Origin of the sequence: Bradyrhizobium manausense, from assembly GCF_018131105.1 — a bacterium.
Lineage (GTDB): Bacteria > Pseudomonadota > Alphaproteobacteria > Rhizobiales > Xanthobacteraceae > Bradyrhizobium > Bradyrhizobium manausense_B.
In genome coordinates, this window is sequence record NZ_JAFCJI010000001.1 from 286,158 (window position 1) to 307,179 (window position 21,022).

Annotated in this window: 24 protein-coding genes; 15 read left to right on the forward strand and 9 right to left on the reverse strand. The window is 63.3% G+C overall.

Annotated features, from left to right (window positions below):
• Positions 1–9: 9 nt before the first annotated feature.
• Complete coding sequence (locus JQ631_RS01375; protein ID WP_212323254.1) at positions 10–6,306, reverse strand: HAMP domain-containing protein; 6,297 nt, start codon at positions 6,304–6,306, stop codon at positions 10–12.
• 291 nt (positions 6,307–6,597) lie between these two features.
• Between JQ631_RS01375 and JQ631_RS01380 the strand changes: the two genes are divergently transcribed.
• Entirely contained in the window at positions 6,598–6,894 is a 297-nt protein-coding gene (locus tag JQ631_RS01380; RefSeq protein WP_212323256.1) for a hypothetical protein, read from the forward strand.
• A gap of 5 nt (positions 6,895–6,899) precedes the next feature.
• Here JQ631_RS01380 and JQ631_RS01385 read toward each other — a convergent pair whose 3' ends face one another.
• On the reverse strand, positions 6,900–7,412 hold the full coding sequence (locus JQ631_RS01385; RefSeq protein ID WP_212323257.1) for a DUF4142 domain-containing protein: 513 nt from the start codon (positions 7,410–7,412) through the stop codon (positions 6,900–6,902).
• A gap of 96 nt (positions 7,413–7,508) precedes the next feature.
• Here JQ631_RS01385 and JQ631_RS01390 point away from each other — a divergent pair, with 96 nt between their 5' ends.
• The 3 genes from JQ631_RS01390 to JQ631_RS01395 all read left to right on the forward strand — a co-directional run bounded on the left by JQ631_RS01390 (position 7,509) and on the right by JQ631_RS01395 (position 8,246).
• Positions 7,509–7,703 carry a hypothetical protein gene (locus tag JQ631_RS01390; RefSeq protein WP_212323266.1) on the forward strand — a complete coding sequence of 65 codons (195 nt, stop codon included), beginning with the start codon at positions 7,509–7,511 and terminating at the stop codon, positions 7,701–7,703.
• Positions 7,704–7,822: 119 nt separating this feature from the next.
• A complete protein-coding gene (locus JQ631_RS32450; protein WP_283841744.1) occupies positions 7,823–7,954 on the forward strand; it encodes a hypothetical protein in 132 nt (43 codons plus the stop codon).
• A gap of 85 nt (positions 7,955–8,039) precedes the next feature.
• Positions 8,040–8,246, forward strand: coding sequence for a hypothetical protein (locus tag JQ631_RS01395; protein WP_212323270.1), 207 nt, complete (start codon positions 8,040–8,042; stop codon positions 8,244–8,246).
• Positions 8,247–8,378: 132 nt separating this feature from the next.
• Here JQ631_RS01395 and JQ631_RS01400 read toward each other — a convergent pair whose 3' ends face one another.
• The gene (locus tag JQ631_RS01400) at positions 8,379–8,618 is read right to left on the reverse strand and encodes a hypothetical protein (RefSeq protein ID WP_212323273.1); all 240 of its coding nucleotides are present in this window, start codon (positions 8,616–8,618) and stop codon (positions 8,379–8,381) included.
• Positions 8,619–8,791: 173 nt separating this feature from the next.
• On the opposite strand from JQ631_RS01400, the gene JQ631_RS01405 reads away from it, so the two are divergent.
• Both JQ631_RS01405 and JQ631_RS01410 read left to right on the forward strand, forming a co-directional pair.
• Positions 8,792–8,950, forward strand: coding sequence for a hypothetical protein (locus JQ631_RS01405; protein WP_212323289.1), 159 nt, complete (start codon positions 8,792–8,794; stop codon positions 8,948–8,950).
• A complete protein-coding gene (locus tag JQ631_RS01410) occupies positions 8,934–9,128 on the forward strand; it encodes a hypothetical protein (RefSeq protein ID WP_212323300.1) in 195 nt (64 codons plus the stop codon). Before JQ631_RS01405 ends, JQ631_RS01410 begins: the two co-directional genes overlap by 17 nt.
• A gap of 309 nt (positions 9,129–9,437) precedes the next feature.
• Here the strand turns inward: JQ631_RS01410 and JQ631_RS01415 are convergent, their stop codons facing one another.
• Positions 9,438–9,989 carry a DUF4142 domain-containing protein gene (locus JQ631_RS01415; protein WP_212323302.1) on the reverse strand — a complete coding sequence of 184 codons (552 nt, stop codon included), beginning with the start codon at positions 9,987–9,989 and terminating at the stop codon, positions 9,438–9,440.
• Between the two features lie 66 nt (positions 9,990–10,055).
• The gene (locus JQ631_RS01420) at positions 10,056–10,283 is read right to left on the reverse strand and encodes a hypothetical protein (protein ID WP_212323304.1); all 228 of its coding nucleotides are present in this window, start codon (positions 10,281–10,283) and stop codon (positions 10,056–10,058) included.
• A 154-nt stretch (positions 10,284–10,437) separates the two neighbouring features.
• Between JQ631_RS01420 and JQ631_RS01425 the strand changes: the two genes are divergently transcribed.
• From JQ631_RS01425 to JQ631_RS01440, 4 genes are all read left to right on the forward strand, one after another.
• Complete coding sequence (locus JQ631_RS01425; RefSeq protein WP_212323307.1) at positions 10,438–10,812, forward strand: PRC-barrel domain-containing protein; 375 nt, start codon at positions 10,438–10,440, stop codon at positions 10,810–10,812.
• A gap of 24 nt (positions 10,813–10,836) precedes the next feature.
• Positions 10,837–10,995, forward strand: coding sequence for a hypothetical protein (locus JQ631_RS01430; protein WP_212323319.1), 159 nt, complete (start codon positions 10,837–10,839; stop codon positions 10,993–10,995).
• Between the two features lie 186 nt (positions 10,996–11,181).
• Entirely contained in the window at positions 11,182–12,339 is a 1,158-nt protein-coding gene (locus JQ631_RS01435) for an HlyD family secretion protein (protein WP_212328446.1), read from the forward strand.
• Positions 12,336–13,955, forward strand: coding sequence for a DHA2 family efflux MFS transporter permease subunit (locus JQ631_RS01440; RefSeq protein WP_212323322.1), 1,620 nt, complete (start codon positions 12,336–12,338; stop codon positions 13,953–13,955). Before JQ631_RS01435 ends, JQ631_RS01440 begins: the two co-directional genes overlap by 4 nt.
• Before the next feature lie 108 nt (positions 13,956–14,063).
• Here the strand turns inward: JQ631_RS01440 and JQ631_RS01445 are convergent, their stop codons facing one another.
• Entirely contained in the window at positions 14,064–14,528 is a 465-nt protein-coding gene (locus JQ631_RS01445; protein ID WP_212323332.1) for a winged helix-turn-helix transcriptional regulator, read from the reverse strand.
• A 153-nt stretch (positions 14,529–14,681) separates the two neighbouring features.
• Between JQ631_RS01445 and JQ631_RS01450 the strand changes: the two genes are divergently transcribed.
• The 4 genes from JQ631_RS01450 to JQ631_RS01465 all read left to right on the forward strand — a co-directional run bounded on the left by JQ631_RS01450 (position 14,682) and on the right by JQ631_RS01465 (position 18,152).
• Complete coding sequence (locus tag JQ631_RS01450) at positions 14,682–15,419, forward strand: SDR family oxidoreductase (RefSeq protein ID WP_212323334.1); 738 nt, start codon at positions 14,682–14,684, stop codon at positions 15,417–15,419.
• A gap of 63 nt (positions 15,420–15,482) precedes the next feature.
• The gene (locus JQ631_RS01455; protein WP_212323336.1) at positions 15,483–16,484 is read left to right on the forward strand and encodes an NAD(P)H-dependent flavin oxidoreductase; all 1,002 of its coding nucleotides are present in this window, start codon (positions 15,483–15,485) and stop codon (positions 16,482–16,484) included.
• Positions 16,485–16,592: 108 nt separating this feature from the next.
• Positions 16,593–17,012 (forward strand): hypothetical protein, encoded by a 420-nt coding sequence (locus JQ631_RS01460; protein ID WP_212323343.1) that lies wholly within the window; start codon positions 16,593–16,595, stop codon positions 17,010–17,012.
• 321 nt (positions 17,013–17,333) lie between these two features.
• Entirely contained in the window at positions 17,334–18,152 is an 819-nt protein-coding gene (locus tag JQ631_RS01465) for an aldo/keto reductase (protein WP_212323345.1), read from the forward strand.
• Positions 18,153–18,247: 95 nt separating this feature from the next.
• Here the strand turns inward: JQ631_RS01465 and JQ631_RS01470 are convergent, their stop codons facing one another.
• Together JQ631_RS01470 and JQ631_RS01475 are read right to left on the reverse strand one after the other, a co-directional pair.
• Positions 18,248–18,466 (reverse strand): hypothetical protein, encoded by a 219-nt coding sequence (locus tag JQ631_RS01470; protein ID WP_212323347.1) that lies wholly within the window; start codon positions 18,464–18,466, stop codon positions 18,248–18,250.
• Positions 18,467–18,623: 157 nt separating this feature from the next.
• Complete coding sequence (locus tag JQ631_RS01475) at positions 18,624–19,076, reverse strand: hypothetical protein (RefSeq protein WP_249160385.1); 453 nt, start codon at positions 19,074–19,076, stop codon at positions 18,624–18,626.
• A gap of 156 nt (positions 19,077–19,232) precedes the next feature.
• Between JQ631_RS01475 and JQ631_RS01480 the strand changes: the two genes are divergently transcribed.
• A complete protein-coding gene (locus JQ631_RS01480; protein WP_212323349.1) occupies positions 19,233–19,505 on the forward strand; it encodes a helix-turn-helix domain-containing protein in 273 nt (90 codons plus the stop codon).
• 105 nt (positions 19,506–19,610) lie between these two features.
• On the opposite strand, the gene JQ631_RS01485 is transcribed toward JQ631_RS01480, so the two are convergent.
• Positions 19,611–20,843 carry an aminotransferase-like domain-containing protein gene (locus tag JQ631_RS01485; RefSeq protein WP_212323350.1) on the reverse strand — a complete coding sequence of 411 codons (1,233 nt, stop codon included), beginning with the start codon at positions 20,841–20,843 and terminating at the stop codon, positions 19,611–19,613.
• Positions 20,844–21,022: the final 179 nt, after the last annotated feature.

A 21,022-nucleotide genomic window follows, 5' to 3' on the forward strand; every position in this document is an offset into this window, starting at 1 on the left:
GATCCAAACTCAACGGTGCAGCCACATGCGGATCGCAAGCAGCAATTGATCGGTGTTGACAGGTTTTGCGAGATAATCGGAGGCACCTGCCTCCAGGCATTTCTCGCGGTCGCCCTTCATTGCCTTCGCCGTCAACGCGATGATCGGCAGGCGCAGGAAGGCCGGGTTCTCCCGGATGACGCCGATGGTCTGATAGCCATCCATCTGCGGCATCATGATGTCCATCAGCACGATGGCAATTTCCGGGTTGGATTCGACCAGCGTCACCGCCTCGCGGCCGGTGGTGGCCGTCAGCACCTTCATGCCACGCCGTTCCAGCACGCTCGACAGCGCAAAGATGTTGCGGGCGTCGTCATCAACGAGCAGCGCGGTCTTGCCGATCAGATCCTCGTCGGAACTGTTCAGCTTCTCCAGCATGCGCTGCTTCTCGACCGGCAATTCCGTGATCACGCGATGCAGGAACAGCGCGGTCTCATCGAGCAGGCGTTCGGGCGATTCGACGCCCTTGACCACGATGCTGCGCGCCATGGTGTGGAGCTCGGCATCTTCTTCGGCCGAGAGCTCGCGGCCGGTGAACACCACCACGGGAATGTTCGACAACGTGTCGTCGCGCCGGATCTGGTCCAGCACCTCGAAGCCGCTCATGTCGGGCAGCCGCAGATCGAGCACGACGCAATCGCATGGCGCCTCGCGCAGTGTCGAGAGCGCGCCGGCGCCGGTGTCGGTGGTGACGATCTCGATGTCGTCGTGATGCAGCAGCTCACGGATCGACAGCTGCTCGGCCTCGTTGTCCTCGACGATCAGGAGCCGCTTGCGCCGCGGTCGCGCATATTCCTTGATCTGCATCAGGGCTGCGGCAACGCCCTCGGTCGTCGTCGGCTTGTTGACGAAGGAGAAGGCGCCGCGGGCGAGCGCGTGCTGGCGATCCTCGTCGAGCGTGATGATCTGCACCGGGATGTGGCGCGTCAGCGGATTGTGCTTGAGCTGGCTCAGCACCGTCCAGCCGAGCATGTCGGGCAGGAAAACGTCGAGCGATACCGCGCGCGGCTGATACTGCTTGGCAAGCTCGAGTGCCTCCGCGCCGCGCGCAGCGACGAGCACCTTGAAGCCCTTGTCGCGCGCAAGGTCGACCAGAATGCGGGCATAATGCGGATCGTCCTCGACGATCAGCAGGATGCTGTCGCCGGGCTCGATATTGAGCCGGTCATCGGGCAATTGCTCGATGATGCGTTGCTGTTCGGGTGCGGCCGGCTGGAGTGCCGGCGGCTGGTTGTGTTGCAGCGGAGCCGGCGCAGCGCGCGGCGCCAGCGTCGGGCCGGAATATTTCAGCGGCAGATACAGCGTGAAGTTCGAGCCCTTGCCGGGCGAGCTGCGCAGGTGGATTTCGCCGCCGAGCAGGCTCGCCAGTTCGCGGCTGATGGCAAGGCCAAGGCCGGTGCCGCCGTACTTGCGGCTGGTGCCGGCGTCGGCCTGCTGGAACGCTTCGAAGATCAGCTTCTGCTTCTCCAGGGGAATGCCGATACCTGTATCGGACACCTCGAAGGCGATTACGGCCGGCGCGGAGTTCAGCACCGGATGATCCGTGCTCCAGCCGCCAAGCGCACCGGCAACCTTCAGCCGCACTTCGCCTTCGCCGGTGAACTTGAAGGCGTTGGAGAGCAGGTTCTTCAGCACCTGCTGCAAGCGCTTGGAGTCGGTGACGATGCTGCGGGCGAGGTTCGGATCGACGTCGATCTTGAACGACAGATTGCGGTTCTCCGCCTCATGCCGGAACGGCCGTCCGACCGTTTCGAGCAGATTGGCGGTGAGGATTTCCTCGGCATCGACCGTCACCGTGCCGGACTCGATCTTGGAGAGATCGAGAATGTCGCTGATGAGGTTCAGGAGGTCCGTGCCGGCGCCGTGGATGGTGCGGGCGAATTCGACCTGCTTTCCCGTGAGGTTGCCGTCCGGATTGTCGGTGAGCTGCTGTCCCAGGATCAGGATCGAGTTCAGCGGCGTGCGCAGCTCGTGGCTCATATTGGCCAGGAATTCCGACTTGTACTTCGAGGTCAGCGCGAGCTCGGTTGCCTTTTCCTCGAGCGCGCGGCGGGCCTGCTCGATTTCCTGGTTCTTGCGTTCGACCTCGACGTTGCGTTCGGCGAGCTGCTGGGCTTTCTGCTCGAGCTGGTCGTTGGTTTGCTGCAATTCGCGCTGCTGCGTCTGGAGCTCGCCGGCCAGCTGCTGCGACTGCTTGAGCAGGCCCTCGGTCTGCATCGTCGCTTCGATGGAGTTGAGCACGATGCCGATGGAGTCCGTGAGCTGCTCCAGGAACGTCATCTGCGAGGTCGTGAACGAGGTCAGCGAGGCGAGCTCGATCACTGCCTTGACCTGGCCCTCGAACAGCACCGGCAGCACCACGAGGTTCTTCGGTGCGACGCGGAGCAGTGCCGAGTTGATCGGTACCACGTCGGCGGGAATGTCGGAAACCACGCGCGGGCGCCGGTCGAGGGCGCACTGGCCGATCAGGCCGTCGCCGAACGGCAGCACGCGTTGATAGGGATAGACGCCGTCGCCGGCATAGGAGGCGAGCAGCAGGAGCTGCGGATTGTCCTCGTTCTCCACCTGGTAGATCACGCCGGTATGAGCGTTGACCAGTGGCGATAGTTCGGTGAGCAGCAGCCGGCCGACGGTGGTGAGATCGCGCTGGCCCTGGAGCATGTTGGTGAATTTGGCAAGGTTGGTCTTCAGCCAGTCCTGCTCGGTGTTCACGTCCGTCGTCAGACGGAGATTCGTGATCATCGTGTTGATGTTGTCCTTCAGCTCGGCGACCTCGCCGCGCGCATCAACCTGGATCGATCGCGTCAAATCGCCCTTGGTCACGGCGGTCGCGACTTCCGCGATCGCGCGCACCTGCGAGGTGAGGTTAGCCGCGAGGAGATTGACGTTGCCGGTGAGATCCTTCCAGGTGCCGGCCGCGCCGGGCACGTCGGCCTGGCCTCCCAATCGGCCTTCGACGCCGACTTCGCGTGCCACCGACGTCACCTGGTCGGCGAAGGTCGCGAGCGTCTCGGTCATGTTGTTGATGGTGTCGGCGAGCGCCGCGACCTCGCCCTTCGATTTCACGGTGAGATTCTGTTTCAAATCGCCGTTGGCGACCGCAGTCACCACCTTGACGATACCGCGGACCTGCTCGGTGAGGTTCGCCGCCATGAAGTTGACGGTGTCGGTAAGATCCTTCCAGGTGCCGGCCACGCCGGGCACCTGGGCCTGACCGCCGAGCTCGCCCTCGGTTCCGACTTCGCGGGCCACGCGCGTGACTTCGCCGGCGAACGCGTTGAGCTGGTCCACCATCGTGTTGATGGTGTTCTTGAGCTCGAGAATTTCGCCCTTCACGTCGACGGTGATCTTGCGGGACAAGTCGCCGCGCGCCACGGCCGTGGTGACTTCCGCGATGTTGCGGACCTGTGTGGTGAGGTTCGCCGCGAGCAGGTTGACGTTGTCGGTGAGGTCCTTCCAGGTGCCGCCGACGCCGGGCACAACGGCCTGACCGCCAAGCCGGCCTTCGGTACCGACCTCGCGTGCCACGCGCGTCACTTCGGCGGCGAAGGAGCGAAGCTGCTCCACCATGGTGTTCAGGGTGTCCTTGAGCAGCAGAATCTCGCCGCGCACGTCCACCGTGATCTTCTTCGAGAGGTCGCCGCCGGCAATCGCAGTCGCGACCTCGGCGATGTTGCGGACCTGGGCCGTCAGGTTCGAGGCCATGAAGTTGACGTTGTCGGTCAGGTCCTTCCAGGTGCCGGCGACGCCGGACACTTCGGCCTGACCGCCGAGCTTGCCTTCGGTGCCGACCTCGCGCGCGACGCGCGTGACTTCGCCGGCGAAGGCGTTGAGCTGGTCCACCATGGTGTTGATGGTGTTCTTGAGCTCGAGGATTTCGCCCTTCACGTCCACGGTGATCTTGCGGGACAAGTCGCCGCGGGCCACGGCGGTGGTCACCTCGGCGATGTTGCGGACCTGGGCAGTAAGGTTGCCCGCCATCGAGTTCACGCTGTCGGTCAAGTCCTTCCAGGTGCCGGCGACGCCGGGCACGTTGGCCTGGCCGCCGAGGCGGCCTTCGGTGCCGACCTCGCGCGCCACGCGTGTCACCTCGCCCGCGAAGCGGTTGAGCTGGTCGACCATCGTGTTCAGCGTGTCTTTCAGCTGAAGGATCTCGCCGCGCACGTCCACCGTGATCTTGCGCGAAAGGTCGCCGCCGGCAATCGCGGTCGCAACTTCGGCGATGTTGCGGACCTGGGCGGTGAGGTTGCCCGCCATCGAGTTGACGGAGTCCGTCAAGTCCTTCCAGGTGCCGGCGACGCCCGGCACGCCAGCCTGGCCGCCCAGCTTGCCGTCGGTGCCGACCTCGCGCGCGACGCGCGTGACTTCGCCGGCAAAGGCGTTGAGCTGATCCACCATGGTGTTGAGCGTTTCCTTCAGCTGAAGGATTTCGCCCGAGACGTTCACCGTAATCTTCTTCGACAAGTCGCCCTTGGCGACCGCGGTCGCGACTTCCGCGATGTTACGGACCTGACCGGTGAGGTTCGAGGCCATCGAGTTGACGGAGTCCGTCAAGTCCTTCCAGGTGCCGCCGACGCCGCGCACGACGGCCTGGCCGCCCAGCTTGCCTTCAGTGCCGACCTCGCGCGCCACGCGCGTGACTTCGCCGGCGAAGGCGTTGAGCTGGTCCACCATGGTGTTGATGGTGTCCTTCAGCTCCAGAATTTCGCCGCGCACGTCCACGGTGATCTTCTTCGACAAGTCGCCGCCGGCGACCGCCGTCGTCACCTCGGCGATGTTGCGGACCTGTGCGGTCAGGTTCGACGCCATCGAGTTGACGCTTTCGGTGAGGTCCTTCCAGGTGCCGGCAACGCCGAGCACGTTGGCCTGGCCGCCCAGTCGTCCTTCGGTGCCGACCTCGCGCGCGACGCGCGTGACTTCGCCGGCGAAGGCGTTGAGCTGGTCCACCATAGTGTTGAGCGTTTCCTTCAGCTGAAGGATTTCGCCCGACACGTTCACGGTGATCTTCTTCGACAAGTCGCCGCCGGCGATGGCGGTCGCGACGTCGGCGATGTTGCGGACCTGCGCGGTCAGGTTCGACGCCATGAAGTTGACGTTGTCGGTGAGGTCCTTCCAGGTGCCGGCCACGCCGGGCACCTGCGCCTGGCCGCCGAGCTTGCCTTCGGTACCGACTTCGCGCGCGACACGCGTCACTTCGGAGGCAAAGGAGTTGAGCTGGTCCACCATGGTGTTGATGGTGTCTTTCAGCTCCAGGATTTCGCCGCGCACGTCCACGGTGATCTTGCGGGACAAGTCGCCGCGCGCCACGGCGGTCGTCACGTTGGCGATGTTGCGGACCTGTGCGGTCAGGTTGCCGCACATCGCGTTCACGGAGTCGGTCAAGTCCTTCCAGGTGCCGGCGACGCCGGGCACGATGGCCTGGCCGCCAAGCTTGCCGTCGGTGCCGACTTCGCGCGCCACGCGCGTCACTTCCGAGGCGAAGGAGCGCAGCTGGTCCACCATCGTGTTGATGGCTTCCTTGAGCTGAAGGATCTCGCCGCGGACGTCGACCGTGATCTTCTTGGACAAGTCGCCGTTGGCCACCGCGATCGTCACCTCGGCGATGTTGCGAACCTGGTTGGTCAGGTTGTTCGCCATCGAGTTGACGCTCTCGGTGAGGTCCTTCCAGACGCCAGTCACTTCAGGCACCTGGGCCTGGCCGCCGAGCTTGCCCTCGGTGCCGACCTCGCGCGCCACGCGCGTCACTTCGGAGGTGAACACGCCGAGCTGCTTGATCATCGTGTTGACGATGGTCGCCGATTGGAGGAATTCGCCGCGCAGCGGACGTCCCTCGACGTCGAGCTTGACGGTCTCGAGCAGGTCGCCCTGCGCGACGGCCGCGACCGCACGCGTCACCTCGCGCGTCGGCCACAAGAGATCGTCGATCAGGGTGTTGACCGAGCCTTCCATGTCGGCCCAGGAGCCGGAGGCGAGGCCGAACTTGACGCGCTGGCGGGTCTTGCCTTCACGTCCCACCACCTGGCCGACCAGCTCGAGCTGCTGTGCCATGCGCTGGTTGGCGGCGATGATTTCGTTGAACGTGTCGGCGATCTTGCCGTCGATGCCGAGATAATCGCCGCTCATGCGCACGGAGAAATCGCCGCTGCGCATGGCCTGGAGCGTGAGCAGCAGTTCCTGCCGGGAATCCGGTTCGGACGTGCCGTTCGGTTTGGGTTTCGGGATGCGACGACCGGAGCGTGATGCTGTTCCGGAATCGAGGTCGCTCATACTAATTCCCCCGCAGGCGTCGGCCGAATCCTAGGCGTGACGCGACTAGCCAAAATAGAGCGTCAGCCAAATTCGAAATCAAGCGCCAAGGTTGCGACGCGAGGAATTGGAACTTGCCGTGCTCAGCCCGGCCAAACCAACGAGGAAGATTGTCGGGAGTTCCATCCGATTCCCTAAAAATTCTCACTGGTTAGAAAGGGGGGCAGGGTGTTCCAGTTTCGAAACTTCCGGCCATCGGCTTGGAACGCCGGGACAGCCCCTGGGGTTAGCCCACAAACAGGGAGTCCCCACATGAAAGCCGGATTGGCCGTCGTTATCGCCGCGTTATTTGCCACCGGATCGGCGCTGGCGCAGGCCGGCGCGCCCAGCGGACGGGGGGCCGTAACCGGCGATCCCGCTGCAAGCTCCGCCACCCCGCATGCGGACTCGCAGACCACGGGGACTGCCACCAAGTCGAACCCCAGCGGTAGCGGCACGTCGACCTCGGGCGGCAAGGATGCCAACGGCGATGCCGGCCGGGACAAGATGCCCGACAGCGATCGTACCGTGCGCCCAATGGACCAGCAGCATCATCCGGAGGACAAGTAGCGCTGCTACTTGTCAGCCATCGTACGCTCGGCGTCCTTCATCTGGGCGCGCAGCACCGGCAGGTGCTCGCGCGCGAAGGCGGCGAGCGCGGGATTGTCAGGCGTCCTCAGATAGCGCTCGAGCAGGGTGATCGTGGATTCATATTCCGGGATCTGGGCGGCATAGAAGGTCCTGACATAGGCCGGCCCCTCGGCATCGTCGGGTTGTGCGAGGGTGATGCCGGCTGACGTCGTCTTGTTCACGCGCGGCTCGGTCCCGATCGTGTCCTGAATCTGCTTCAGGGCCTTGTCGCGCTTAGCCGCCTCTTCGGCGCGCAGGGCGGCGAGGTTCTTGACCTCCGCATTGCCTTTCAAGTCGGTGCTCTCCAGCAGGCCTTGCTGGAAACGGCTGAAGGCGTAGAGGCCACTGATGACGTCCGTTGCGTCAGGCACGCGATCACTGCGCATCGGCTCGCCCCTGCTGTCGGCAAGCGCCGCAGTGCTGATGAAGCCCAGGATGATCGCGACCACTATCCGCATGGATATTCAATGAGCTGTTGTCCGCGAAGTTCCGCCGGACCTTACGATCCCGTAAGAGCGGTTGCAGTGGCGAGGTTCCGTCCCCACGTCTTGTTCATGAAACAGTCAGACATATTCAGGGATAACGCCGAGAACTGCCTGCAGCTCGCTGAGCGGTCGGACGGACAACCCGCCTATAAGCGTTTCTCGCGGATGGCGGATGCCTGGACGGCGTTGGCGCAGGAGCAGGACTGGCTCGATGGCGAAGTCCCGCCCGTCAGGGTTAGCGTCGTGCAAAACCCGAGCGCCTGACCGCTCGCTTTTTCGTGAATCTGTGTGTGAGACCGCTCACGGAATGAGCGGGACCAATCAGCAATCATCCGGGAATAGTCGATCGCGTCGATTTCATGATTCCAGAAGGAGGTTTTGCGATGGCTCCACGTCTGGCACTTCTCTCACTCGTTCTCGCCTTTGGCGTCTCGGTCGCGTTCGCGACGGTCACGACGGTCCGGCAGGTGCATCACGAAAATACATCGGTGATGGTCCACGCGGCGCACAGCTAGCGCCGCGAACCTCTCGCGCTCGCAGGAACATTCGACGCAGCGGGGCGTAGGCGCTTCGAAGCATCGGATGAGGCGAGAGGACATCATGGCACATTCCGACCACGGCATCGTCAAGGACAAGCGCGCGGAGGACCAGCCGCGCGACAAGCAACGTGCGCAGACCGTGCACAAGACGAACCAGGATAACTCGCCGTCGCGTGAGGCGACGCGCGATCCCAAGCTCAACGACGACAGCAAGACGCCAGGCTCCGGCATGACGCCGGATGATTCCGGCGCTGCTCCGAGCGGCTAACCGCGCGAGGAACGAATCCTCCGACGAGGAGTCGACAGGTTGCTTTCGGTGACATGCCCCCGGTGCTCCGGAAGCAATCTCCAAGGACGGCCCTGGCACCCACCGTGCCGGGGTCGTTTTGCTCTATGGGGTTCAGTCTTCGGGGCCGCCTTCCGTGTGCCCATCCGGTCCGCGGCCGAACACGCCGAAATTGCTCGACTTCACGCCGGCGCCCGCGTCGACGACGCCCACGGCGGCCAGTCCGAACTTGAGCAGTTCGCGGACCGCGGCCGCGCGTGTCGGCATGCGATGTTTGAACCGGAAATCATCAACGGCGGCCAACTCTTCCGGCGAGAGCATGACCTGGAGGCGCTCGGCGCGAAGGTCGTTCATGGTCAATCACGCAATTTGAGCTGGTTGAGTAGTTTACTCAACGAGCGAACTTGACGACGGTTCCACAAGCGGCGGCAAATTCGCCAAATGAGTAAAAATCTTCAATAAAATCAATAAGTTATTATTGAAACGACTCCCCTGCTGGCGCATTCTCCTTGAAAGGGAGATTGGCCATGACGGATGAGGTCAGGTTACCCCGCAAGCTTTCCGATGAGCCCGAAGGACCAAAGCCGGTGCGTCCGAGCCACCAGAAGGTCATCGATCAGGTCGAACGCTGGGCCAACAGCCCGGGCCTGCAACCACCAAGGAGAGACGATGCGAAAACGATCTGAGCCCCACACTTTCGAGCAACGTCTCGACGCACAGAGGCTGCGGCTCGAGGACCAGATGTCGTGCCTGCCCGACGGCAGCGAACGCGATGCCGTTGCGACGCGTATCGAGCAGCTTCAGACCGCTGCCGAGATGCATGGTTTCCTGATGCTGCGGCAAGGGGCCGTTTCTTCCCGCTGATCGCGCTCGGCGTGCAGTGTGCGTTCTGGCGCGAAAAAGGTCGCGGCGAAGTCCGCAAGGCCAATGCTCCCCAGTCCGGCACTCATCAATCCGTGGCCCGTCTTGCGAACGCCCGGGGCCTCAGCATCCGCTCGATGACGATGCCCAGGGTGAAGCCGGCGACGACATCGCTGGCCCAATGCGCGAGCAGCGCGACGGTCTTGTAAGGCTGAACGCCCAGCGATCGTTTCCTGAACCGAGGGCTGGCGGGATCTGGAGATGCCGTCCAGGGCGAGGGGACGCCGGTGAGGCCGGCGTCCTCCCAAAAATCTATTTCGACTGTCCGACGCTCGGCGCCCTGCCGAGCTCCTTGGCCATGTCGAGATGATGCCTGAGGGCCGGCAGCGTCTTGTCGGCCCAATCCTTCAGCGTGGAATTGTCGCCGCCCTTGGCGTAGCGATCGAACAGGGAGATCGCGTCCTCGTGCGCGCTGACCTGGTAGGAGTTGTAGTCCGTGCTGAAATCCTTGCCGGAGGCAGCCTTGAGCTTGTCGAGCTTGCTCTGGTGCGAACTGTCGAGCGCCGTCGGTAACGTAGCCTGCACCTTGCCGTCCCCGACGAGAGCCTTGAGCTCGCCGCTGGTCTTGGTGTGGTCGGTGACCATCTGCTGCGCGAAGCTCTTCTCCTGGGCGTTGCCCTTCTGCTCGGCGAGCTTGCTCGATTCGATCTCGAACATGTCGCTGACAGCGACCTCCTTGACGAAGTCGGCGGTGGCCGGTGCGACACCCAATGCCGAATTGACGCCGGTCTTTTCACCGAGCGACTGGGCGAGAGCTGGGCCTGCGAGAAGTACGCAGGCAAAGGCGATGACGGTACGTTTCATGGTTCGATCCCTCTCAATGACCGCGTGATCTTTGCGGCGACCAACACAACCTCGGGACCGGGGTTCCTAATCCGTCGGATGGCGGCCGGTGCGCGGATTGATCGGATCCGTCGGCTTCCGTCGCAGCCGTTCCGGCAGGAAGGGCTCGGATGGGGAGGCCGTTGGGTCGGCGCGCACATCGGCGTGGCGCTGCGCCCGCTCGTGCGGCGTCTGGTTGGTGTTGATCTGGCGCTTCACGTCGACGCCATCGACGGGATCGTTGACGCCATGCTGAATGTCGCGGAAATCGCTCATGGTTCACCTCGCTCGGGTTTCCTTGTGCGCAACACTGAGGACAGCCGCGGTGTTCCTGTTCGGTCGCGAGATGCCGCACCCGCAGTCTGGAACGATCGCCCACTCACGCCAGTTGATTCACACATCGGCTGAGTGGACTGAGTGGAGAACAGACATGTTGAATCAAGGCGAACTGGACCGCAGCGAGATGGGCCGGTTGATCGGCAGCGACAAGGTCGAGGGAACATCGGTCTACGGTGCCGACCGCAACAAGATTGGCTCGATCGAACGCGTGATGATCGACAAGGTCAGCGGCAAGGTATCCTACGCCGTGCTCGGCTTCGGCGGATTTTTGGGCCTCGGCAACGACCACTATCCCTTGCCGTGGCAATCGCTGAAATATGACACCGGGCTCGGTGGCTATGTCACCGGGATCACGGCCAAGTCGCTCGAAGGCGCGCCGAAATACGCCGAGCGCAGCGATTGGAACTGGGGTGATGACGCCGCCATGCGCGGCATCAACGCCTATTACGGCGTTCCCTTCGCTTGACACCTGACAGACAGAGGGAATGCGATGAGCCAGGAAAAGCCCACCGACGATCCTCGAAATCAGAATGATTGGGGATCGCACGCCCAGACGGACAAGCCCTGGAAGGGCAATCCGGAGAAGGAGCAGAAGTCCGGCGACAAAAAGCCGGATCTGGAGAAATGGCACGAGACCAAGACGCACTGAGCGAGTGCGCAGCAATGGAGCGCGGCACAGAGCGTGTGCCGCGCTTTTTTTTGCGCAATGCAATCACGAATGACAGGGGTGATCCCGCAACCCGGAACCATGCCATGGCCCTGCGGTTAGGCTCCCGGCATGCGTGCATGGGTCGAGCCGTTCGCCGCAGCCATAGTCCCGATCGAGGTGTTCGCAGTGGATGCTCAAACCCGGGAGCGTGGGCCATCCGCGGAGCAGCCGCAGAAGGCGGAAGCTCCAAAGAATTCGTCCGATCCCAAGCAACAGACGAAGGACCAGTCCGGGAAGCCGGACAAAACCCCGTCGTTCCGCGAGCGGCTTGCGGAGCACTGGCTGCTTGCGACCGTCGCCGTCATTGTGCTGATCGCAGCGCTGGTCGGCGGTCTGCTGTATTGGCTCGAGGTCCGCCACTATGAGTCCACTGACGATGCCTTCGTCGCTGCGCGCAGCTTCTCGGTGGCTTCGAAGGTCGGCGGCTACGTGACCGACATTGCGGTCACGGACAACCAGCATGTCAAGGCCGGCGATCTCCTCGCCAGGATCGACGAGCGCGACTATCGCATCGCCGTTGATCAGGCTGCGGCGCAGGTCGAGGTCTCCAGGGCCAACATCGCCAATGTCGAGGCGCAGATCGATTCCCAGCAGGAGCAGATCAAGCAGGCCCAGGCCCAGCTCGAGCAGGCACAGGCCCAGCTCCAGTTCTCGCAGGAAGAATTCAAACGCGCGGAAGATCTGGTCGAGAAGGGCGCCGGTACCGTGCAGCGTCAACAGCAGACCCGCTCCGATCTCCAGGCCCAGCAAGCCAACACGGATCGTAACAGGACCGCGGTGGCCGTTGCACAAGTCGGCATCAAGACGCTGCAAGCCCAGCTCGAAGGTGCCAAGGCGCAGCTTCAGCAGTCGCAGGCACAGCTCGACCAGGCCAGGCTGAACCTGCAATACACCAGCGTCGTCGCTGCGCAGTCCGGCCGCGTCGTCAAGCTCTCCGGCGCCAAGGGCACGTACGTTACGGCTGGGCAGAGCCTGATGATGTTCGTGCCCGACGATGTCTGGATCGTCGCCAACTACAAGGAGACCCAGCTTGCCGACATGCGGCCGGGACAGCCGGTCGAGATTCGCATCGACGCCTATCCCGGGCTCAAATTGACCGGCCATGTCGATTCCGTGCAGCCGGGCTCCGGCACCGCCTTCAGCCTGCTGCCGGCGGAGAACGCCACCGGCAACTACGTCAAGGTGGTGCAGCGCGTGCCGGTGAAGATCCTGGTCGACAATTGGCCGGCTGATCTGCCTGTCGGTCCCGGCATGTCGGTCGTGCCCTGGACCAGGGTGCGATGACCGACGCCACGCAAGACGGCGCATCCGCCGGAGGCTGGTCGCCGGAGCGCTCGGCGGCCGGCGGGCATAATCCGTATCTCATCGCTTTCGTCGTCTCGATCGCGACCTTCATGGAGGTGCTCGACACCACCATCGCCAATGTCGCGCTGCGCCACATCGCGGGCGGGCTCGCGATCGGCCTCGACGAAAGCACCTACGTCATCACCAGCTACCTCGTCGCCAACGCCATCGTGCTGTCGATCTCCGGCTGGCTGTCGACGGTGATCGGGCGCAAGCGCTTCTACATGATGTGCGTGGCGACGTTCTCGGTGGCTTCGCTGTTATGTGGTCTCGCCTGGAATCTCGAGGCGCTGGTGCTGTTCCGGATCATTCAGGGCCTCGGCGGCGGCGGCATGGCCACCAGCGAGCAGGCGATCCTTGCCGACTCCTTTCCACCGCAGAAGCGGGGACAGGCCTTTGCCATCTACGGCGTCGCCGTGGTGGTCGCGCCTGTGATTGGTCCGACGCTTGGCGGCTGGATCACTGATACCTACAGCTGGCACTGGGTGTTCCTGATCAACGTGCCCATGGGAATGCTTTCGCTGTTCCTGGTCGGCACGCTGGTCAAGGAGCCGTCGGGCGCGGAGGAGGAGCGGGAGAAGCTGCTGAGCAAGGGTCTGCGCGTCGACTATGTCGGGTTCGTGCTCGTCGCGATCGGCCTCGGCTCACTCGAATACGTCCTCGATGAAGGCCAGCGCAACGACTGGTTCGGCTCCAACATGATCATCATCTTCGCGGTGCTGTCGGCTGTGTCGCTGCTCGCGCTGATCCCGTGGGAGCTGACGCGCGAGGATCCCATCGTTGATCTTCGCCTGCTTGGCCGGCGTCAGTTCGGTGCCTGCTTTCTCGTCATGCTCGGCACCGGCGCAGTGCTGATTTCGACCACGCAGCTTCTGCCGCAGCTCCTTCAGACCGAGCTGAGCTACACGGCGTTGTTGGCCGGCCTCGCTCTGTCGCCTGGCGGCGTCGCAACTCTGGTGCTGATGCCCGTGGTCGGCCGCCTCGTCGCCACGGTACAGCCGAAATACCTCATCATGACGGGCGCCGCCATTGTCGCGCTGTCGATGTGGCATCTGACCGGGATCAACGGCGACATCACCTACGGCTATGCGGCGTTGTCGCGCATCTTCCTGGCACTCGGTCTGCCCTTCCTGTTCCTGCCGGTGACGACGGCGTCGTATGACGGCGTGCCGCCTGACAAGACCAACCAGGCTTCGGCGCTGATCAATGTCGCCCGCAATATCGGGGGCTCCATGGGCGTGGCGCTGGCGCAGACCATTCTGGCGCAACGTCAGCAATTCCATCAGAGCCGGCTGATCGAGCACGCCGCGCCGTCCGACCTCGGCTACCAGCAGACCATCGATGCGGTGACGCGCTACTTCCAGGCCCAGGGCTCGAATGCGAGCGACGCGGCATCGCAGGCCGTCGCCTGGGTCGGCCACACTTTGCAGCAGCAGGTCGATTTCCTCGCCTATATCGACGTTTTCTGGATACTCGCGATCATCGCCGTGCTGATGATTCCCACGGCGGCCGTGTTGCGCCCCATCGATCTCGGCGCGCCCGCCCGGGGGCATTGACTCCTTCCGTCATTGCGAGCGCAGCGAAGCAATCCAGACTGTTCCCGCGGAGGGATTCCGGATTGCTTCGTCGCTTCGCTCCTCGCAATGACGAGGGTGAGACAGAGCTCACCCCACCGCTTCCGTCCGTCCCGGTCCCGCATGCACATGCACCTGTTTCGCATGCAACGGCTCGCCGCATTCGGAACACACCATCACCGGGTCGAACTGCTTGCCGCAAGTCTTGTGCTCGTGCAGCAGCGGCCGGCCGCGCTCGTCGCCCATGTGGGTGTCGCCCCAATGCACCATCGCCATGATGACAGGATAGAGGTCGAGGCCCTTTTGGGTGAGGATGTATTCGTAGCGCTTGGGCGACTCGGAATAGGGGACGCGGCGCAGGATGCCGAAGCGCACCAGCTTCTTCAGCCGCTCCGACAGCAGATGTCGCGTGATCTGGAGCGAGGATTGAAACGCTTCGAAGCGGCGCACCCGCAGAAAACATTCGCGCAGGATGAGAAGCGTCCAGCGATCGCCGACCACGGCGACGGTGCGGGAGAGCGAGCAGGGCTCCTCGTCCAGCGTATCCCACCTCATGATCCATCTCCGGCTTAAGTCTGAAAAAGGAACTGACTTGAACGATCAGCGATATTTCCATGAAAACTTAGCATGTCACTGCAATATTTGACAGTTCTATTTTAGAACTATAGCCTCGACCTCAATCGGATGCTCTCACCGGAGGAGGCGACCTTGCCCAAGCGAAACGCGACCGTGGCCGTGATCGGGGCTGGTGATTACATCGGCGCCGAGATTGCCAGGAAATTCGCCGCCGAAGGCTTTTCGATCTATGCGGGCCGTCGCAACGGCGACAAGCTCGCGCCGCTCGTGAAGGACATCGAGGCCGCCGGCGGCGAGATCCACGCGCGCTCGCTCGACGCGCGCAAGGAGGAAGAGGTGATCTCCTTCCTTAGCGATGCCGACAAGCATGCGCCGCTGGAGGTTTGCATCTTCAATGTCGGCGCCAACGTCAACTTCCCGATCCTCGACACCACCGAGCGCGTGTTCCGCAAGGTCTGGGAGATGGCCTGCTATTCCGGCTTCCTCGCCGGGCGCGAGGCGGCGCGGCTGATGCTGCCGCGCGGCGGCGGCAACATCTTCTTCACCGGCGCGACCGCGTCCTTGCGCGGCGGCAGTGGCTTTGCGGCGTTCGCCAGCGCCAAGTTCGGCCTCCGCGCCGTGGGACAGGCAATGGCGCGCGAACTCGGGCCGAAGAACATCCACGTCGCCCATCTCATCATCGATTCCGGCGTCGACACGGCCTGGGTGCGGGAGCGCCGGGAGCAGCTCTGGGGCAAGGAAGCGCTCGAAAACCCTGATCTCTTGATGCCGCCATCATCGGTGGCGGATGCCTATTGGCAACTCTATCAGCAGCCGAGGAGTGCCTGGACCTTCGAGATGGAAATCCGCCCGTTCGGCGAGAAATGGTGACAGCAAGCGCAAAAGTCCGGCTAGACTGAACCAAACATAAACAGCATTCCGGGAGGTATTTTAGTGAAGACCGCGATCACCGAACTGTTCGGCATCGAGCATCCCATCATCCAGGGCGGCATGCATTTCGTCGGCTTTGCCGAGCTGGCCGCCGCTGTCTCCAATGCCGGTGGGCTCGGCATCATCACCGGTCTCACGCAGAAGACGCCGGAGCTGCTTGCGAAGGAGATCGCGCGCTGCCGTGACATGACCGACAAGCCGTTCGGTGTGAACCTCACCTTCCTGCCGACCTTCGCGGCGCCGCCCTATCCGGAATATATCGCGGCGATCGTCGAGGGCGGCATCAAGGCGGTGGAGACCGCGGGTCGCAGTCCGGAGCAATACATGCCGGCGCTGAAGGCGGCCGGCATCAAGGTGATCCACAAATGCACCTCGGTGCGGCACTCGCTGAAGGCCGAGCGGATCGGCTGCGATGCCGTCAGCGTCGACGGCTTCGAGTGCGGCGGCCATCCCGGCGAGGACGACATTCCCAACATGATCCTGCTGCCTCGCGCGGCGGAGGAGTTGAAGATTCCGTTCGTGGCCTCCGGCGGCATGGCCGACGGGCGCAGCCTCGTTGCGGCGCTGTCGCTCGGCGCGGCCGGTATGAACATGGGCACGCGCTTCATCGCCACCAGGGAAGCGCCGGTCCATCAGAACGTGAAGAACGCGCTCGTCGCGGCGACCGAGCTCGACACCCGCCTGATCATGCGCGCGCTGCGCAACACCGAGCGTGTATTGAAGAACGCCAATGTCGACCGTCTGCTCGAGATCGAGCGCGAGAAGGGCGCCAAGCTGACCATCGACGACATTCACGACCAGGTCGCCGGCGTTTATCCCAGGATCATGCTGGACGGGCAGATGGATGCAGGCGCCTGGAGCTGCGGCATGGTCGCAGGCCTCATTCACGACATCCCCTCCTGCAAGGAACTCGTGGATCGGATCATGGTCGAGGCGGAACAAATCATCCGCAACAGGCTGATTGGGTTCCTGGATGGGACGGGTGCGACGCGAAAAGTCGCCTGACACCGCCAAACTTCTTAACCACGGCTGCAATCGGCCGCTGGAATTGCGCGCGACGCCTCCTAAATAGGTGTAAATTACTCCTTAACCAATCAATTTCAGGAGGCGTCCGTGGTCCTGAAAAGCGTTCCTTTTGCGGTGGCGATTGCCCTCCTGCTTGCGGTGGGCGGCATCGCGCACGCTGACGACTACAAGCCTGACGAATATCTCGGTCTCGATCTCTCCAAGGCGGTCCTGTCGCCGAAGCGGCTCGGGCCCGAGACGCAGTTCGCACCGGTTGCGATGGAGGCGAAGGACGGCAACGAGGCTCAGGCCCAAGCTGAGCCTATGGATGTACCGAAGAAGGTTGCTGCCGAACGCGTGCATGTGTCCGAGCCGAAGGTCGCTCACGCGAAGAGAGTCCAGCCACGCGGTGCAGCCCGCACCAGGCTTGCGCATCGTCACGGCAATCCGCTGGACGCGCAGGCGATGGACACGCGCATCCAGACCTGGCCGTGCCGTTCCGGCGGCATCTGCAACTGGAAGCATTAGACGCGTCGTTCTTTCTTGACCGCGCCCGCAAGCGGCAGAGCAATCGCATTTGAGATTTGAACCAGGTCGTCATGCCCGGGCTTGTCCCGGGCATCCACGTTCTCTGTCCCGGGCAGCAAGGCGTGGTTGGCCGGGACAAGCCCGGCCATGACGTCGGGGAGGCATCGTATGCTCCAACGCTAACCCGATCTTGATTGGCCGCCCCGCGCCTGCCGCGCTATAGTCACCGCTCCCGCCACCTCTTTTCCATCACCGAAGAGTCTGCTCATGCGGCGTCGCCGCGTGCATCCGGCGGGCTGAAATGCCTCAGGAGCCCGTTCCATGGACAATTTGAAAACGCAGGGCATCAGCATGCCCAAGCTCGGCCTCGGCACTTTTCGCATGCAGGGCGACGTCTGCCGCGATGCGGTCGAGAGCGCGCTGTCGATCGGCTATCGCCATATCGACACAGCCGAAATGTATGCCAACGAGGAGGCCATCGGTGCAGCGCTCGCGGCGGCCTCGGTGCCGCGTGGCGAGCTGCACGTCACGACAAAGGTCTGGCACGAGAACCTGGCGCCGGACGCGATCCGCCGCGCCTTCGACGCCAGCCTGAAGAAGCTCAGGCTCGACCATGTCGATCTCTATCTCGTGCACTGGCCGTCGAAGTCGGCGAACTGGGGTGCGGTGTTCGAGACCTTGATGAAGCTCAAGGAGGAGGGGCATACGCGCGCAATCGGCGTTGCCAATTTCACCACGGCGCTGCTCAAGATCGCGGTCGAGGACGTCAAGGCGCCGATCGCCTGCAACCAGGTCGAATATCACGCGATGCTGGATCAGTCGAAGCTGCTGGCCTATCTGAACGCCAGGTCGATCCCGCTCGTCGCCTATTGCCCGCTCGCGCAGGGGCGCTTTGCGTCGGACCCGGTGCTCGCCGAGATCGGCGCGAAGCACAATGCAAGCGCTGCGCAAGTGGCGTTGAAATGGCTGCTCGATCAGGACGGCGTGGCCGCGATCCCGAAGGCGTCACGCCGCGAGAGCCAGCAGGCCAATCTGGATGCGCTGAAAGTCACGCTTGACGATGCCGATCGCAAGAAGATCGCGGCGCTGCCCAAGGACAAGCGATGCGTCAATCCTGGCTTCGCGCCGGCCTGGGACTAGTCAGCTCTTTACCCTCTTCCACAAGGGGAGAAGGAAGAAAGTACGCGCACAGAAATGGCCCCGCGAGGGGGCCATTTCCAGTTTTGCGCTGCGCATTAGTCCCAATGACGATGATGGCGCTTGATCACCACGACACGGTCGTGATTGTGCCAGCCACGATGCCAGCCATGGTCGCGATGCTCGCGGAATTCGGCGCGGGCGCCGTAGGGGCCGTGATGGCCATGCTTGACGATCACAGTCTCAGCACTTGCCAGCGTCGGCGCCGCAACCGCGAGCGCACCGAGAGCGGCAACGACATAACCAAGCTTCTTCATGATGTCCTCCTCCAATCGAATGCAAATTTAAACGGCGCATTCGCACGAACGTTCCGGAGGGGCGGCAAGAGATTTCTGAATGGATGTTCAGGATCAGAGCATGATCCGGAAAAGCGTGTAGCGGCTTTCCGGACAAGATCATGCCCAGACGTAATGGTTAATCGCAGCGTTGCTGGAGAGGTGTCGGCGCGCCGGTCTTGACGTATCTGCCGTCCCTGATCGTGTACTCGCCGCGCTCGCTGCGATTGTAGATCGCGCGCAAGCTACCTTCATTTGAAAGCAGCAACCCGAACTCGCGCGTCTGCTGAAGCGAGGGAAAGTACACCATCACATTGAGCAGGCCTTCGGCGTTGACGGTGGCGGACACCACTTCATTCTCGTCTTTGGCGTCGCCGAAATTGCGCCGGTAAATCACCCGGCCGTCCTTGCGGATTTCGTACGTGAGGAGTGCACCCTTGTCGCGGTCGGGCCTGACAGTGCAGTCGACCGCCCACGAGCCGAGCAAGCCCCATTGCTCGATCGTCGCTGCGAGCGTCTCGGCGTGCCCCGTGGACGCGAACGCAATCCAAAGCGCCGCCGCCGTGGTCCAGCGGCTCAAACAACGCATCATGTCCTGAAAGGTCCCGCCTTGAAGAATTCCAAGTGTAGCATTCCCGTTGCGATCGTCCACGGCAGCGCTTCATCGCGCGCGAATTTGATCCGCGTCAATGAGGCCGTAGCTGTCCGGGCTAGGATGGCGCTCCCGAAGGCGAAGGTGGGGAGAGCGATGCTGAACCAGTTGATGGATTTCGCGGGCGAGGTGCTGCCGGGAAGCTGTGCCGTGCCGCCTTATTCCGAGACTGCATTTCTGGCCGAGCTCGGCGAGCGCTTGAAATCTTCACGCGCCCGCTGCGAGCTGTCCCGCCGGGAGCTGGCGCGTCGCTCCGGGATTTCGGCGCGTTACATCGCGCAGATCGAGGCCGGCAAGGGTAACGTCTCGATCGTCCTGCTGCTGCGGCTGGCCTCCGCGATCCATGGTAGCCGGCCCCGGGCGCCCTAAGCGAGCATGATCCGGACCCGAAGGCCCGCGTTAGCGCAAAGCATGAAGCGGTTTTCCCTCGCGACAAACGCGGAACGCGTTTGCGCGGAGATCATGCTCAAGCCTTTAGGCTCTCTTCTCCACGTTGGCGCTGCGAGCGGGCACGCCGAACTCCTTGCGGCAGACCTCGGCCAGCACGGCGACGCCCTCGCGGATCTGCTGATGCGAAGGGCTCGCAAAGCATAGCCGCAGGCGCGAGCTGGAATGACCCTTGTTGGTCGACCATTCCGGTCCTGGATTGATCGAGACGCCGGCGGCCAGCGCGGCCTGGTAGAGTTTGAGCGTATCGACCTGGTCGGGCAGCTTCACCCACAGGAAGATGCCGCCCTTGGGTTCCTCGAACTCGGCCGCGGTCCCGAACTGCTCGTTGAGGGCCTCCATCAGCGTGTCGAGCTTGGTGCGCAGCGCTTTCGTCAGCGCCGGTACGTGGCTTGCGAAATGCGGCCGGCAATAATTGGCGAGCACCATCTGCTCCAGCGCGCCGGAGCCCGCATCCGTTTTCAGCGCCAGCATCCGCGACATCACATCCCAGGGCGCCACGATGAAGCCGACGCGCAGTGCCGGTGCGATCGATTTCGAGAACGAGCCGATATGGATCACGCCGCCGTTCGGGCTCATGGCGTAGATCGCCGGCGGCCGTTGTCCCGACCAGACGAGGTCGGCATAGCAATCATCCTCGAAGACAGGCACGCCGTATTCGGCCGACAACCGCACCAATTCGGCGCGGCGGCTTTCCGGCATAATGCTGCCGGTCGGATTCTGCACGGTCGGAATCGTGTAGATGTACTTTGGACGGATGCCGCGGCTCTTCAGATCGGCCAGCGTCGAGGCCAGCACGTCCATCCGCATGCCGTCCTGGTCGAGCGGGACGCCGACCACATTGACGCCGAGCCGCGCGAGGCGGGTCAGCGAGCCCTGATAGCTTTCCTGCTCGAAGATCACGGTGTCGCCGCGGGTCAGCAGCGTCGCGTTGACGAGATCGAGCGCCTGCAGCGAGCCGGACACGATCATGAGGTCGTCGACCGTGCAGCTGATGCCGGCATCGCGCTTCAGTTTTGCCACCAGGAATTCGCGCAGGGGCAAATAGCCCTGCGGGCCGTGTGCCAACCCGTAGGTGGCGAGCGACCGGCCCTCGCGTTGCAGGGCGTGATTGGCGGCCTCGATCAGTTCGTCGAGCGGCAGCTGCTCGGAATCGTTGTTGCCGCCGACGAAGCTGTATTTGGCAAGGCCCGTCCAGCGCGCAGAAGGGGCCGGCAGCCCTGCGGGAAACAGGGGCGCGAAATCGAAGCTGGACGTCATGGGGAGCGTTCCTCGTTAGTGTTCTTGTTGAGCGGCCGGCCTGGTGCCGACCGGACGCTGCGATTTTGATGATGTCATCATGCCAGTGTTTTGCCCGACGCGTCAAATAAAATTCGTAAAATCCGCATCCGTGTCGCGGCGGTCCGACAAGCCGTTGATTCTGCGGATGGGGCTACTGT

Bases quoted from the DNA above. Each gene is read 5' to 3' on its own strand.
- JQ631_RS01410 (WP_212323300.1), top strand. From the start codon at position 8,934: ATGCGAAAACGATCTGAGCCCCACACTTTCGAGCAACGTCTCGACGCA.
- JQ631_RS01480 (WP_212323349.1), top strand. From the start codon at position 19,233: ATGCTGAACCAGTTGATGGATTTCGCGGGCGAGGTGCTGCCGGGAAGC.
- JQ631_RS01415 (WP_212323302.1), bottom strand. From the start codon at position 9,989: ATGAAACGTACCGTCATCGCCTTTGCCTGCGTACTTCTCGCAGGCCCA.
- JQ631_RS01385 (WP_212323257.1), bottom strand. From the start codon at position 7,412: ATGCGGATAGTGGTCGCGATCATCCTGGGCTTCATCAGCACTGCGGCG.
- JQ631_RS01440 (WP_212323322.1), top strand. From the start codon at position 12,336: ATGACCGACGCCACGCAAGACGGCGCATCCGCCGGAGGCTGGTCGCCG.
- JQ631_RS01470 (WP_212323347.1), bottom strand. From the start codon at position 18,466: ATGAAGAAGCTTGGTTATGTCGTTGCCGCTCTCGGTGCGCTCGCGGTT.
- JQ631_RS01425 (WP_212323307.1), top strand. From the start codon at position 10,438: ATGTTGAATCAAGGCGAACTGGACCGCAGCGAGATGGGCCGGTTGATC.
- JQ631_RS01485 (WP_212323350.1), bottom strand. From the start codon at position 20,843: ATGACGTCCAGCTTCGATTTCGCGCCCCTGTTTCCCGCAGGGCTGCCG.
- JQ631_RS01395 (WP_212323270.1), top strand. From the start codon at position 8,040: ATGGCACATTCCGACCACGGCATCGTCAAGGACAAGCGCGCGGAGGAC.
- JQ631_RS01380 (WP_212323256.1), top strand. From the start codon at position 6,598: ATGAAAGCCGGATTGGCCGTCGTTATCGCCGCGTTATTTGCCACCGGA.
- JQ631_RS01445 (WP_212323332.1), bottom strand. From the start codon at position 14,528: ATGAGGTGGGATACGCTGGACGAGGAGCCCTGCTCGCTCTCCCGCACC.
- JQ631_RS01405 (WP_212323289.1), top strand. From the start codon at position 8,792: ATGACGGATGAGGTCAGGTTACCCCGCAAGCTTTCCGATGAGCCCGAA.
- JQ631_RS01375 (WP_212323254.1), bottom strand. From the start codon at position 6,306: ATGAGCGACCTCGATTCCGGAACAGCATCACGCTCCGGTCGTCGCATC.
- JQ631_RS01475 (WP_249160385.1), bottom strand. From the start codon at position 19,076: ATGATGCGTTGTTTGAGCCGCTGGACCACGGCGGCGGCGCTTTGGATT.
- JQ631_RS01390 (WP_212323266.1), top strand. From the start codon at position 7,509: ATGAAACAGTCAGACATATTCAGGGATAACGCCGAGAACTGCCTGCAG.
- JQ631_RS01420 (WP_212323304.1), bottom strand. From the start codon at position 10,283: ATGAGCGATTTCCGCGACATTCAGCATGGCGTCAACGATCCCGTCGAT.
- JQ631_RS01465 (WP_212323345.1), top strand. From the start codon at position 17,334: ATGGACAATTTGAAAACGCAGGGCATCAGCATGCCCAAGCTCGGCCTC.
- JQ631_RS01400 (WP_212323273.1), bottom strand. From the start codon at position 8,618: ATGAACGACCTTCGCGCCGAGCGCCTCCAGGTCATGCTCTCGCCGGAA.
- JQ631_RS01430 (WP_212323319.1), top strand. From the start codon at position 10,837: ATGAGCCAGGAAAAGCCCACCGACGATCCTCGAAATCAGAATGATTGG.
- JQ631_RS32450 (WP_283841744.1), top strand. From the start codon at position 7,823: ATGGCTCCACGTCTGGCACTTCTCTCACTCGTTCTCGCCTTTGGCGTC.